Genomic DNA, 12880 nt, shown 5'->3' with positions numbered 1-12880 from the left:
TACCATTTCCCCTCAAAACGCCGGCTTACCGGTCCTTCAGCTCGGCCGTCGTCAGCGTAACGGTAGCCTTTTTACCTGCGCGGTAATAGGTGACGTTAATTTTATCGCCGACTTTTTTCTGGCTGTATATATATTTGCGAAGCTCCATCGTACTGTTCACCGGCTTGCCGTCCAGCTCCACTATGACATCATTCGTCTTAAGACCGGCGTCCTTCGCCGGGCCTGTCGCATCGATCACAATAATACCAGTCTTCACACTTGAGGGCAGCTTTAATACTTCCGTCCCGGCAAAAGCTTGCAAATCCTGAGTAACGACGCCCAAATACGGCCTTTTGATCTTATGCTCGGTAATCAACGTATCGATGATTTGTTTGGCCGAGTTGATCGGGATCGCGAAGCCGAGTCCTTCCACACCCATATCCGCGACCTTCAGCGTGTTGATGCCGACGACTTTTCCCTGCAGATTGACGAGCGCTCCGCCGCTGTTCCCTTGATTAATGGCCGCATCGGTCTGGATGACCTCCATCTCCCAATCGTAATCTCCCTGCGTGCCCAGAGCAACGGGAATCGTCCGTTTAGGCCAGCTGATGATGCCTTTGGTAATGGTGGGCGCACTGCCGAGGCCAAGCGGATTGCCGACCGCAATCGCCGTCTCGCCGGCCTTCAATGCATCGGAATCGCCAAACTCGGCCAGCAGTTTAATACCGCTCCCGTCGATCTCCAATACCGCCAGGTCGGTCATCTGATCCCGCCCCAGCAGAGTCGCTTTCTTGCGTTCCCCCGTCGTCGTCACCACATCGAGCTGGGCGAAGCCCTCGACGACATGATTGTTGGTGACGATGCGGATTTTATCACCGGCTTGTTGAAACATCACCCCGGAGCCGAGTCCGACGGAGCCCCGCACGTTTTCTTTTTCGCCTTCCCGCTTCGAGCCGATAATGCTGATGACGGTCGGCCACACCCGCTCGGCAGCGCGCACGACCGAATCGCTGTTCATCTGCTGGGCGTCGGGCATACCTCCGGCAGCGCCTGAGCCTGAGCCGGCGCCCGCAGCCGCGGACGATGCAGCCAGCGTTGCCGGGCGCGCCTCGTGGGCTCCCCCCACCCCAAACAACCAGACGAAGCCCAGCATGACTGCGGCTCCCCCCAATGCGGGAAGCAGCCAGCCGGGAACTTGCTTCCGGAACCCTTGAACCGGCGGCATATCTTCCCTCGCCGACCATTCCGTCCTGCGGGATACTTTTGTGGAATAAAAATCATCATCGAACAAGCTCATCGTTGCCCGCTCCCTCTCCGCACTGCCAAGTTGTGTACCGTTACTAGCAATCTCAAAAACTTTTAAAATTGCAGGAATGTTTTCAGCTGTCGACGACTAGAATAAGAGTATAACAATTCAAACCGGAAAGGATGACCCCCCTATGAGCCGCAACCGCATTTCCAACCATTTGGAACAAGTCGATCTGATCGGCAAGCTCGCCGACTTAAAAACCGCCCATTACCAGAACGCCCTGCTGGTCAGCGCATTGATCGAGCTGCTGGTCGAGAAAGAAATCATCACCGCAAGCGACATCGCCTCCATGTCGGCCCAATTGGACGCGGCCTATGAGCCTACTCCTCATCCAGCCGATCCCACGCTGTAGCGCGGTCGTAGTATGTATCCATCAGCTTGGCCCGGTGGTCTTCCGGCGCAAGCCGTTCCTCTATCATATTATTCACGGTGAGCCTGGCCAAATCCATGATGTTGTGATCCCGGCTTAAATGGGCCAAATATACCCGCTTCGTCCGGGATGTCATAACGTCGCACAGGCCTATTCCCGCCGCCTCATTCGACAAATGGCCCAGGTCGCTCAAAATGCGCCGCTTAATGTTCCACGGGTATTTCCCCATGCGGAGCATTTCAATATCGTGGTTCGATTCGAGAATGAGCACGTCGCTGTCGTTGATTTGCTCCTTTACCTTGGAGCTCATATAGCCGAGGTCGGTGGCCACGCTCAGCTTTTCATCGCCTTCGTAAAAGCAATAGCCGACCGGCTCCGCCGCATCATGCGATATTCCGTATGACTCGACCCGAAGCTCCCCGAAGTTCACATAATCGCCCGTTTCCAATATGCAGCGCTTATCCTCGGCGATTTCCCCAATCTGCTTGTCGAGCGCCTCCCATGTCTTCTCATTGGCGTAGACCGGCAGGTCGTACTTCCGGGCCATTGCCCCGAGCCCTTTAATATGATCGGCATGCTCATGCGTCACAACAATCGCATCCAGCTCCGCGGCCGACATTTCTTTCTCCTTCAGCAGCTGGTCGACCTTTTTCGCGCTAAGTCCGACATCGATCAGCACCTTGCTTTCATCTGTTGCCACAACCGTCGCGTTCCCCGTCGACCCGCTGGCCAAAACACTGAATCGTATCCCCATCCGCCTGACTCCCATCTGACTCAAGGAGCAGTCCGGCAGCAAGCCAATCGCGCCATGTCGAACCTCGAGCCTTGTCGAAGCGATGCGCGAAGACTGCAAATCAGACGTACCCCTTGATACTACCTTTACTTTTTTATTCCGTTATTTCATATTTCGTTCTTTATTTCATATTTCGTTCTTTATTTCATATTGCGTTCTTTACTTTTTATTGCGCTGCGGCGGCTCTACCGCCCCGTTCAGCGCATGCACATAATAAATTTCACCGTTCCCGACGACTCTCCAATACGGCACCATAAACATCGTCTGGGAATTGAATACTTGTCCATGATACCCCAACTTGATGCTGCTGACTACCGTTCCGCTCGGAAAATAGGTCTCGATCAGGCTGCGCAGCACCGTATACGGCGAAATGACTTTTTGTTCCTTCTGATCGCCTTCAGATGTGACCTGTACATAGCCCTGCTCGTACGATACGATCAGACCGTTCTGTTCAAAAAGCTTCAGCTTCACCTCGAACATCGGCAGCGACCGGTACAGCTGGTGGAACACATATACGCCGTTCATGCTCAGTACGGGATCATACTGGTAGCTGTCCATATAAGGGATCGCCGATTTGGCCGCCGCATCCTTGGTCGGGCCCCTGCTCAAAAGCGGGCTGTATTTAAAAGGCTCCGCCAACACATTCGGCTTGTCCGTTTTCATCTTTTGATCGAACCGCACCTCGATTTCCTGCAGACGCGGCACTTCCTTCGGTATTTCCGCCGACAGCTGGATGTTCTTGCTCTTCATCAGCTTCTGAATTTCCTCAGCGGCGCTCGCCGTGTTCGCATCAAACTCCAGAAGATCCGAGCGGGTTGTCCACAGCTGGAGACCCAGCACCAAATTCAGCAGCAAAAATGATACGATCAGGATCGTTTTGGCCCGTCCCCACTCCATGGGCTACCCTCCTTTCTTCCAGTAAAGTATGCTGTATGCCGGCTCCGCCTAAACCATCGATCAATCCAAAAACTCGTACGTACCGTCGCGCAGCTCCAACGTCCAAGCCGGCACCAGCTCCATCGCCTGATCGCTTACGATCGGCCGGTACCCGGGGAATACCGCAATGACGGAATTTTTCTTGCCGTATTGATTCAGCTTCTCGTCCAGCGTTTCGCCGCCGATCAACGTCGAACCTTTGCTTACGGCCTTCGACAGATCGGGAATCATCATGGAACGCTCGTAGCTGGCGACGACACCTTTTTGCAGCACCATTTTAATAAAGCCGATGTTTTCGCTGCGCTGATTCATTACCGGCAGCGACCCGTAATATTGACGGAACAAAAACGCCTGATTGGACGGCAGCAGCCGCTGGGGCACCTTGTTCACGGAATATTTGCCGTTCCAGCCGCCGTGCTGGTTCACAAACTGCACTGCAGACAGCAAATTGTCGCGCAAATCCTCCTTGCTGTCCAAAGGGGCGATCGGATCGGTATAAGTCATCCATCTTTGATCGTTTTTCAGCTTCAGCCCCCGCTTCGTATCCGTGTAAATCTCCGAGCCGTCCCATTCCGACAGCTTTCGGGTAATCGCCGGGTCGACGAAAAAGCTTCGCTTCAGCTGTTCTACCGTATATTGGGTAAAAGGCAGCTTTACCGTCGGAAACGAAATCGGCTTGAGCGGCAAATAGTAGTCGTCTCCTGCCAGTTTATAAGGCACGATCTCCTCTTTGGGCAAAACGCCTTCAAGCGAAACGAACCGTTCGATATCTTTAGCGGAAATATCCGATTTCATAACCTCGTACATCGTATTATACGTATCCGTAAACAGAATCGTCCGCACATCGTCTTTCGATTCCTTGGCGAATATCCAAACTCTTGTAATAATGTCGTTATCCGCCGGCAGCTCGCCCTTCATCTGCATGACCCGCTGCAATACATTAATCGGCACTCCGTCCCGGAAACGCACCTCGATGCCCTGCTGTTTATTGCGGATATCGTCCCAATTGACGTTCACCAACGCCGGGGTCGTTTTTCGGAAGCCTTCCAGAGAACGCTGCCGCACATTTTCCACGACCCGCTTGTACGCCTCGGTATCCGGATACAATACCGTATGCTGCTGGTTGCCCATATGCAGAACCAACTGATCGGCAAACAGCAAATCCTCCAGCACCGCCTGGGAACCGATCGGCTCCGGCTTCACATACTCCTCCTGCACCAACGGGTCGAATTTCGGGGAGCTGAACGATAGATAGTAGCTTTGCAGCAGGCTGAGCGCGACCAGCATCACCAGTACAACTGATTTCGCAGTCTCGATCATACTACAGCCTCCTCATTCGTGGTGTATGGCAGCGTGAACGTAACTTTCGTGCCCTGTCCCAATTCCGATTCCAGCGTAATCGTTCCGCCATGCGCCCTGACTATTTCCCGGGCAATGGATAAGCCTAAGCCTGTTCCCCCCATACTGCGGGAACGGGCCTTATCGACGCGGTAAAACCGTTCAAAAATCCGGCTCAAATCTTTCTTCGGTATGCCCATCCCGTTATCTTGAATCGATATTTCGAGCAGCTGCGGCTCCGGACGGCGGGCTTCGATCGCGATGCGGCCTTCATCCGCCGTATACTTGATCGCGTTGGACATCAGATTGTCCAGCACCTGATCGATCCGGTCGCGGTCGAGGACGATCTCGCCGACCGCCGGAACGACTTCAATCGAAACCGCGATTGAACGCTGGTCGAGCTGAAAGGAGAAGCGGTCCGCCACCTCCTCCAGCATTTCCGACACATCCGTCAGCTGCTTGCTGATGATCGCCTGCCGGGAATCGAGCCGGGACAGCTGCAACAGATCGGTAACGAGCCGGATCATCCGCTCCGTTTCGTTGCGTGTGACGCTGACGAACTTCCCGGCCAGCTGCCGGTCCTCCAGCGCCCCGTCCTCGAGCGCCTCCAAATAGCTTTTAATCGTTGTCAGCGGGGTCCGCAGCTCGTGAGATACGTTCGCAACAAATTCGCGCCGCGACTCCTCCAGCTTCTCCTGATCCGTTACGTCCTGCAGCACTGCAATCGTGCCGGCCGAGCCTTTGCCTTTACTGTAAATCGTCGTAAACGTCAGCCTGACGAACAGCTGTTCTTCCTCGTCGTGATAAAACCGCAGCAGAATCGAAGGGTCTCTTCCGTCCTCGAGCTTCCGCATCTCCTCCCGCGAAATGCCGAGCACCTCGGGGAGCGGCTTGCCAAGCGTCGTATCCTCATTGAGCTGCAAAATTTGCTTCGCCCGCCGGTTCACAACGATCACCCGTCCGTCATCGTCGGTCGCGATCAGCCCGTCGTTCATATTCGACAAAATGGAAGCGAGCCGCTCTTTTTCTTCCTCATTCAGCGACAAAGCGTCCTTCAGCCGTCCCATCATGTAGTTGAACGTCTGGCCCAGGTGCCCGATCTCGTCGCTTCCGGTTACCGTCACCTGCGCGTTAAACCGTCCCTCCGCCACTGCCGACGCCTGCCTTGTAATCGCTTTGATCGGATTCGTGATCGTCGCCGACAGCATAACCCCGAGCACCGCGGTCAGCGCGAGAGCGATCAGCGTCCCGGTTATAAGAAACCGGTTGATCAGATTCATCGTGTTGTACAGCTCTTCCATCGAGGCGATGATATACACCGCGCCGTATACCTTGACGCCGGACCCGATCGGCTTGGCGATGATCATTTTCCGCATGCCGTCCAGGTCGATAAACATCCGCTGGTTGTCCTTAATTCCCTGCAGCGCCCGGTTGACCTCGGTTTGCGTATTTTTCTGGCCGACGATCGCCTGGTGGCTGACCATCGACGTCGACAACACAATACCGTTCGGATCGATCACCTGAATTTCCGCATTGCTGATCGCGAACAGATTGTTGACGACATCGTTCAGCTCGGCTTTCCGGGATTCGCCCTTGTTTTCCTCGCCCGTTACCGACAAATACGGCTCGACAAACTGGGCCAGCAGCTGGGCCTGCTTGTTATGCGAATCAATGAAATCGGTCTTGAAATACGTCTCCAGCGTCCGGATAAAATAAACCCCGATAAACTGCATCGCGATCAGGATCAACAGCACATAGATTACGATCAGCTTCGCTTGAATCGACTGAAAGAACCGGATGCCTTTCATCGCTTAGAAGCCTCCGGTCTTCGTGTTGCGCATCATGTAGCCAAGACCTCTGCGGGTCAAAATATATTCCGGCCGGCTCGGATCGTCCTCCAGCTTCTCCCTTAACCGGCGTATCGTCACATCCACAGTTCTCACGTCGCCGAAATATTCGAAGCCCCATACAGCCTGCAGCAAGTGTTCGCGGGTCATCACCTTCCCGCTGTTTTTGGCCATATACTGCACCAGCTCGAATTCGCGATGCGTCAGATCGAGCGGTACCTCGTCCTTGTACACCACGTACATATCGCTGTCGATGAATAACCCTTGAATCCGGAGGCCCTGCCTCGTTTCCGACTCCGTTTCCGCCGGCGGTGCGTACTTCGTTTTCGTCTGCCGCCGCAAATGCGCCTTCACCCGCGCCAGCAGCTCGCGCGTACCGAACGGCTTGGTCACGTAATCATCGGCTCCCAGCTCAAGCCCTAGCACCTTGTCGATTTCGTTATCCTTGGCCGTCAACATAATGATCGGCGTGTTCAGCTTGGCCCGCACTTCCCGGCATACATCCATGCCGTCCTTGACCGGCAGCATCAGATCGAGCAATATCAGATCCGGCTCCTCCTTAAAGGCGAGCTCGACCGCTTTGCCGCCGTCATAGGCGCAGATCACCTCATGGCCTTCCTTTTCCAAATTGAACTTCAATATATCTGCAATCGGCTGTTCATCATCCACTACAAGTATTTTCGCCATTTCTTACGATCACCGCCTGTCATTGCTTGACTTCTTCATCTTCGGTTGATTCCGTTATACTTCTATTTTACCACACTCCCCTTATAAAAGCCCTTTGAGCCCCTAAATATGTGCAAAAATGGCTTATAACGCCCCGTCGGCGATGCCCGAGGATAATCGGTTCGCCGTCTCAAAGGACGAACGCCTGTGTCAGGGCTGTGCGAGTAAAGTATACTTTCGGTTCATCCCAAAAAGAAAGGCACGAACGACAGCTCCGCTGTTTCGTCCATGCCCTTTTTCTCTCTATTTATATGAATATATTAGTGCTAGCGGTTCAAATATTTCAAAGGATTTTCCGGCGTACCGTTCCGTTGAACCTCGAAGTGCAGATGCACCCCGGTGGAATCGCCGGTACTGCCCATATATCCGATTTTTTCGCCTTTTTCAACAATCTTGCCTGACGTTACATTAATTTGGCTCAAATGTCCGTACAGCGTCCGGTAACCATTCATATGATCGAGAATAATCTGATTGCCGTAGCCGTCGTTCTTGTTCCCGGCATATACGACCTTTCCGTTATCGGCAGCCATAATATTTTTGTTCGAGGATGTCAGGTCGACGCCCTTATGCAATGTCCCCCAGCGGTAGCCGAACGTACTGCTGATCGTCGAGGATACGACAGGCCATGCGAATTTCCCGGTGCCTTCGCCTTTGATTACTTTCGTTCCTTTACGGACGAGCGCCTTGACCGGCTCCTGCACGATTTCTTCATTCTGCACGGTCTCTTCGATCATCAGGCCGTTAATTTTCGTGACAAGAATAATCACTTTCTTCAGACCATTCTTACCTTCCTTGATCGTCTGATCGTTTCCGACACGCATCGTATCGTCTTTCTGGTATTCCGTTTCGTACTGAACTTCCTGCTGCTCTACCACTTTTTCAACCGTTCGTACCGCCAATGTCGGCTGCAGCACGGTCAAATCCAACTGCTGTCCCGCCTTGATCATATCGTCTACGATCCACGGGTTGTTCTGATAAATCATCTGCTTCGGTATATTGAATTTTTTCGCTATACAGGAGACGCAATCGCCTTTCTCCACCGTATATTTGGTCGGCTGCACATCGCCGGTTTCCAGCTTCTTGCGCAATTCTTCCGGATTAACGACATCCTGAGGCTGAATCGGAATATCTTTCAGCTCCACCTTTTGCACGAAATCGACCTTCTGCAGCTCGACCTCGCCGATCGGCTCGGAAGGCGTTGCGGACAGCACCTTGACTTTACCGCTGTCCTTCTTCTTTACCACGGTCGTTTTAATCTGGTCCAGCATCTGGCTGGCCGTTTCCTGATCCTTTAAAATTCCCATCGGCTTGCCGTCAACCAGCAGCTCCGTGCCTACCGGTTGGGCGTACATGGCGCCCGCAAGCTTGGTCAATACTTCCTGCTCGTTCGTCTCCGCCAGGAAAGCCTTTTCATCGGTATATGTAACCTTTGGCGTCCTTACAACCAAATGCAGGTCTTTATTGCTTTTCTCCAATTCATCTGACTTATCGGCTACATACTGCTCGACAATCGCCTTGTCCTTGACAACGCCGACTTCTTGTCCATTGAGCGAAACATGAACGATGTGCGTCATATTCAATTTTACGAATGCGTTCCCACCCCAGATGACAGCTGTTACTACACTAAGTACGGATACCGTCTTGGCAATGCTCCATTTATGTAAAAGAATGCTTGCATATGCTTTCTGCATGAAAGGCTGCGGCTGTTCCGATCCCGATTCTTCGGGTGATACCGCTAATGCCGCGGATGTTTCCGATGTTTCCGTTGGTGTTTCTGCTGCAGCTGTTGCAGCTGTTTCTACTGTGGATGTCCCTGCTGTCGGTGTATCTGCTGTCGGTGTGTCTGCTGTTGACGCTTCTGCAATCGCCGGTTCTGGCGCTGCTGCTTCCGATGCCGATGTTTCTTGTAACGTTGCTGCCGGTTTGACTCTCATCTTGGTAGTCAAGTTTTGCAATTGGATCTTGGAGAGCTTATGCTTCGACTTGTCCAGCAGCTCCTTAACCCAACCCATTCCCCTGAAAACTTTCATGATTTACTCCTTTTCAGCCGTTTTTTACGAATATCGCGCATAACAAATCCTATAAAACAAATAAATAAACTCTCGTATTTAAAACACTCCCTTACTAATCTACCATATCGAAGCCCTTTCTTTCAACATCATTCATGGTTAGAAGTCATAATCAGTCAAATTTCGCGGCGTTCATATGAGGTCAAATTGAGGATATCAGCGGATGTTTTATAGAAGAATGGATAAAATTACCTGCTTCGAGGCCGAAAACACAGTAGGAAGATGTGCTCATATTATGTCGAATTGGTTCCGGGAAGCCCGACTATCCCTACCCAATTCCCAAATAAGGGGATGCGGAACGGAGTTGACGCTGTCCTTGACCGGATATATAATGGTCATAGCAACTATAATCATGTCTATTATGAAGGAGGGTACCATTGGAATTAGAAAAGTATATAGGCGTTATTGTACACCGGGCCGATTTAAAGCTTAACAATTACTATCAAAAAGTGGTCAACCCTTTCGATATTACGGTGGACCAATGGGAAATATTAGTTATTTTATGGGAAAAGGAAGGCATCACGCAAAAAGACCTTGCGGAAAGACTTTACAAAGATCAGACGAACATAGCCCGAATGCTGTTCAAGCTTGAAAAGAAGGGCTTCGTTCATCGCGTAACCCATGAGACGGACCGCAGATCGCTGCGCGTATATTTAACCGCCAAAGGCCGCGACCTCAAGGAGGATATTCTTGCTCCGTCGTTAGAAGCGTATAAGAAAACGATCGAAGGATTATCCGAGGAAGAAGTTGAAACATTTAGAAGAATACTTGCGGTCATGTATAACAACGTTAAAGACCTTTAAAAATTCGAGTTCGTCTTTTTTTTGGGCATATAGATGCCATGGCAACTATAGTCAAGACCATTTATTGAACATTTTTTATATCATATACTTGCTATAGCAATTACCGCTTTGGCAAGTAAATCAAGAGGTGCGCAAATGGAAAAAAGCGGGAGCAAAACAGGAATTTGGGATGCTCGTTATCGGGCGTTGACAATCGGAATTATTTTGGCTGTTACTACAGTGGCGTTCGAGGGCTTGGCCATTACGACGATTGCTCCTGAATTGGCACGGCAATTAAACGGTATTCACTTATACGGCTGGATATTCAGCGCCTTTCTGTTGTCGCAAATATTGGGAACGATGGTCATTGGTCAGCAAATCGGCAAAATCGGCGTGTTTCGCTCATTTGCCTTATCTATCGCGATCTTTGTGACGGGTATTCTGATAGCAGCCGCTTCTTCGAATATGCCGATGTTAATCGGAGGGAGAGCGTTTCAAGGCTTTGGCTCCGGAGCTGTTGTAACTTGCGTTTACTATAGCATTACATTGAGCTATCCCGATGCGCTGCGAACGAAAATTTTGGCTGCCTTTTCAAGCGCTTATATTTTGCCCGCTTTGATCGGGCCTTATTTTGCCGGGTTATTGGCCGAATATGTATCGTGGAGATTTGTGTTCTGGCTTGTACTGCCATTGATCGCATTGGCTTTATTGCTGACGCTTCCTTCCTTTCGCAAGCTTCAAGCGGGGAATCTTCCCATTAAAAAAGGCGGCGGCAAAGAAGGATACGCCTTATTGCTGACGATCGGTACGGGGCTGCTGTTGACCGGTTTGAGCTTTGTGTCCGATTGGAAAGGCATTGCGCTCTCGATTTTAGGGCTGACCGTCATGATTCGGCCTCTCCACAGGTTGCTTCCTGAAGGCACGTTCACCGTCCGGAAAGGACTTCCGGCGACGATTATCTCAAGAGGGTTGTATATCGCATGTTACATTGCCACCGAGAGCTGCGTTGTATTGGCTTTGACGGAGGTCAAAGGCTTGTCGTCAGAACTTGCCGGGTTGATTGTCGCTGCAGGTGCGTTAAGCTGGTCCTTCGCAGCTTGGCTGCAATCCAAACTGGACGAAAAGGATGGCGGTCATGGCAGAAAAAAAAGGGTAACGGGCGGTATCGGTTTAATGATCGTGGGCGTATCGCTGGTCATAGCGGCTGTAGGGCTTGAAAGCGGCGGAATTGTATTTGCCATGATTTCGCAAATATTTACCGGCTTCGGTATTGGCTTGGCGAACCCGACTACAGGAGCCATTGCTCTGCAGCATGCCCGTCCGGGCGAGGAAGGAGAAGTTTCCGCCTATCTTCAATTCGTCGACGCCTTTTGTCCGGGACTGAGCATCGGAATAGGCGGAGCTTTCATCGCTGTGAGCGAATACGTTAACCAAAGTATATCGACGGGAATCATGTTGGCCTTATTTGCTCAGTTGTTTTTCGTCATATTGAGCTTTGTTGCGTCTTTCCGTATTGCCAGGAGACACGACTAAGAAATAGTGTATGAACGTGTCGACTGCGCCTGGCTGCAGCATAGCTGCCGCTTCCTTTCCGGCCGGCGTCGGACCAGACCAAGCTGCACCCAGGAAATCCATTCAAACGGCGGGCATTTGCCGATCGGAACCGTCCCCCATCGCAAGGGATCGATTTTTCTGCATACCTGCAAGCCCGCCTGCTACTCGGATTGAATCATACGGAGCAGCTGATCGTATTCGTCCGGTTTCATATACGTTTTCAACAGCTTCTCGATCTCTTTCATCTCGCTGGCCGTAATGCCGCCTTCCATCATGTTGGTAATGGCTTGCATTTCTTTTTGCGGAACCCGGGTAACGAGCATGTTGAAAATTTTATTTTTATTTTCCGTTGAAAGCTGGTCCTTCTTCTTCGTAAACTGCTCTGCGGAAACGACGATTTTCTCGTCGGTCTCCGAGCCCGAACCTGTGCCGCTGCCGGGTACTGAACTTCCGCCTGGCGATATTCCGCTTCCCGAAGCGCTCTTCCCGCTCTGCGCGGCGCTCCCGGCTTCCGTACCGGTGCCGCTGCCTGCGGAGCTTCCTGTGCCGCTTCCCGCACCCGGAGCAGTCTTATCGCCGCTTCCATGACCGAACACGGCCACGGCATCCTCCGGCGGCTTGCGCTGCGTCGAGCTTTCCTTGCCGGTCGATTGCGATGGCTTCGTTTCGGATGCCCCGCCTTCGCTCCCATCGGAGCCGGCGCCCGATTGCTCGCCGATACTGATGGCCGGAAGCGTGCCGTCCCCCGCCATGCCCGATTTATTCGCAGCCTGCCCGTTGGCGCCAGCCGTCCCTCCGGCCGCGCCGCCAAACAGCCGAAAGCCCTGCAGCTGCTTGCCTGCATGCGCTGCAAACTTCGACCAATCCGGCGTGGCGCTGACGGCCGACTTCAGATTGTACTGCTCCAAAATCATATCGACATATGTATTGACGACCCAAAAGGTCGATACCACACAAATCAAGGACGTAATCAAGGCGCTAATGACCAGCTTCGACAACCAATGTATGGCTTTCATCTCGGTTCCTCATCTCCCGGCTCTGGTTTGCATATCTCATCCCCAGTATTGACGAAAAACGCGCAAGCCAACCGTAGCGAAGGAAAACTGGAGGCATTCCCGCGGACAAAGCGCCCCAACTGAGCCGCATTCGCAGGAGACGAGCCTTTAACGAAGTCAAA

Annotated in this window: 12 protein-coding genes; 4 read left to right on the top strand and 8 right to left on the bottom strand. The window is 52.2% G+C overall.

Annotation, left to right across the window (positions count from 1 at the left end; genetic code table 11):
- Positions 1-25: 25 nt before the first annotated feature.
- A complete protein-coding gene (locus E1757_RS23515) occupies positions 26-1276 on the bottom strand; it encodes a S1C family serine protease (protein ID WP_133232719.1) in 1251 nt (416 codons plus the stop codon).
- Between the two features lie 142 nt (positions 1277-1418).
- Between E1757_RS23515 and E1757_RS23510 the strand changes: the two genes are divergently transcribed.
- A complete protein-coding gene (locus E1757_RS23510) occupies positions 1419-1640 on the top strand; it encodes a hypothetical protein (protein WP_133232717.1) in 222 nt (73 codons plus the stop codon).
- Here the strand turns inward: E1757_RS23510 and E1757_RS23505 are convergent.
- The 6 genes from E1757_RS23505 to E1757_RS23480 all read right to left on the bottom strand — a co-directional run bounded on the left by E1757_RS23505 (position 1609) and on the right by E1757_RS23480 (position 8989).
- Entirely contained in the window at positions 1609-2412 is an 804-nt protein-coding gene (locus tag E1757_RS23505; protein ID WP_133233003.1) for an MBL fold metallo-hydrolase, read from the bottom strand. The two genes, E1757_RS23510 and E1757_RS23505, sit on opposite strands and share 32 nt — an antisense overlap.
- Before the next feature lie 198 nt (positions 2413-2610).
- The gene (gene yycI / locus E1757_RS23500; protein ID WP_133232714.1) at positions 2611-3348 is read right to left on the bottom strand and encodes a two-component system regulatory protein YycI; all 738 of its coding nucleotides are present in this window, start codon (positions 3346-3348) and stop codon (positions 2611-2613) included.
- A gap of 60 nt (positions 3349-3408) precedes the next feature.
- On the bottom strand, positions 3409-4707 hold the full coding sequence (locus tag E1757_RS23495; RefSeq protein WP_133232712.1) for a YycH family regulatory protein: 1299 nt from the start codon (positions 4705-4707) through the stop codon (positions 3409-3411).
- Positions 4704-6533 carry a cell wall metabolism sensor histidine kinase WalK gene (gene walK / locus E1757_RS23490; RefSeq protein ID WP_133232710.1) on the bottom strand — a complete coding sequence of 610 codons (1830 nt, stop codon included), beginning with the start codon at positions 6531-6533 and terminating at the stop codon, positions 4704-4706. Before walK ends, E1757_RS23495 begins: the two co-directional genes overlap by 4 nt.
- A 3-nt stretch (positions 6534-6536) precedes the next feature.
- Positions 6537-7259, bottom strand: a complete 723-nt coding sequence (yycF, locus tag E1757_RS23485; protein ID WP_133232708.1) for a response regulator YycF — start codon at positions 7257-7259, stop codon at positions 6537-6539.
- Between the two features lie 305 nt (positions 7260-7564).
- A complete protein-coding gene (locus E1757_RS23480) occupies positions 7565-8989 on the bottom strand; it encodes a M23 family metallopeptidase (protein ID WP_133232706.1) in 1425 nt (474 codons plus the stop codon).
- Positions 8990-9036: 47 nt separating this feature from the next.
- Here E1757_RS23480 and E1757_RS23475 point away from each other — a divergent pair, with 47 nt between their 5' ends.
- The 3 genes from E1757_RS23475 to E1757_RS23465 all read left to right on the top strand — a co-directional run bounded on the left by E1757_RS23475 (position 9037) and on the right by E1757_RS23465 (position 11682).
- Positions 9037-9225 (top strand): hypothetical protein, encoded by a 189-nt coding sequence (locus tag E1757_RS23475; RefSeq protein ID WP_133232704.1) that lies wholly within the window; start codon positions 9037-9039, stop codon positions 9223-9225.
- Between the two features lie 519 nt (positions 9226-9744).
- Positions 9745-10170 carry a MarR family winged helix-turn-helix transcriptional regulator gene (locus tag E1757_RS23470; protein ID WP_133232702.1) on the top strand — a complete coding sequence of 142 codons (426 nt, stop codon included), beginning with the start codon at positions 9745-9747 and terminating at the stop codon, positions 10168-10170.
- A 135-nt stretch (positions 10171-10305) separates the two neighbouring features.
- Entirely contained in the window at positions 10306-11682 is a 1377-nt protein-coding gene (locus E1757_RS23465) for an MFS transporter (RefSeq protein WP_133232700.1), read from the top strand.
- Positions 11683-11864: 182 nt separating this feature from the next.
- On the opposite strand, the gene E1757_RS23460 is transcribed toward E1757_RS23465, so the two are convergent.
- The gene (locus E1757_RS23460; protein ID WP_133232698.1) at positions 11865-12719 is read right to left on the bottom strand and encodes a hypothetical protein; all 855 of its coding nucleotides are present in this window, start codon (positions 12717-12719) and stop codon (positions 11865-11867) included.
- Between the last annotated feature and the right edge of the window lie 161 nt (positions 12720-12880).

Origin of the sequence: Paenibacillus piri (assembly GCF_004354045.1) — a bacterium.
Lineage (GTDB): Bacteria > Bacillota > Bacilli > Paenibacillales > NBRC-103111 > Paenibacillus_S > Paenibacillus_S piri.
This window is presented reverse-complemented; position numbering and strand designations above follow the sequence as displayed.

Excerpts from the sequence above, each read along its gene's own strand:
- E1757_RS23515 (WP_133232719.1), bottom strand. The coding sequence starts at position 1,276 with ATGAGCTTGTTCGATGATGATTTTTATTCCACAAAAGTATCCCGCAGG.
- E1757_RS23510 (WP_133232717.1), top strand. The coding sequence starts at position 1,419 with ATGAGCCGCAACCGCATTTCCAACCATTTGGAACAAGTCGATCTGATC.
- E1757_RS23505 (WP_133233003.1), bottom strand. The coding sequence starts at position 2,412 with ATGGGGATACGATTCAGTGTTTTGGCCAGCGGGTCGACGGGGAACGCG.
- yycI (WP_133232714.1), bottom strand. The coding sequence starts at position 3,348 with ATGGAGTGGGGACGGGCCAAAACGATCCTGATCGTATCATTTTTGCTG.
- E1757_RS23495 (WP_133232712.1), bottom strand. The coding sequence starts at position 4,707 with ATGATCGAGACTGCGAAATCAGTTGTACTGGTGATGCTGGTCGCGCTC.
- walK (WP_133232710.1), bottom strand. The coding sequence starts at position 6,533 with ATGAAAGGCATCCGGTTCTTTCAGTCGATTCAAGCGAAGCTGATCGTA.
- yycF (WP_133232708.1), bottom strand. The coding sequence starts at position 7,259 with ATGGCGAAAATACTTGTAGTGGATGATGAACAGCCGATTGCAGATATA.
- E1757_RS23480 (WP_133232706.1), bottom strand. The coding sequence starts at position 8,989 with ATGCAGAAAGCATATGCAAGCATTCTTTTACATAAATGGAGCATTGCC.
- E1757_RS23475 (WP_133232704.1), top strand. The coding sequence starts at position 9,037 with ATGCCGCGGATGTTTCCGATGTTTCCGTTGGTGTTTCTGCTGCAGCTG.
- E1757_RS23465 (WP_133232700.1), top strand. The coding sequence starts at position 10,306 with ATGGAAAAAAGCGGGAGCAAAACAGGAATTTGGGATGCTCGTTATCGG.
- E1757_RS23460 (WP_133232698.1), bottom strand. The coding sequence starts at position 12,719 with ATGAAAGCCATACATTGGTTGTCGAAGCTGGTCATTAGCGCCTTGATT.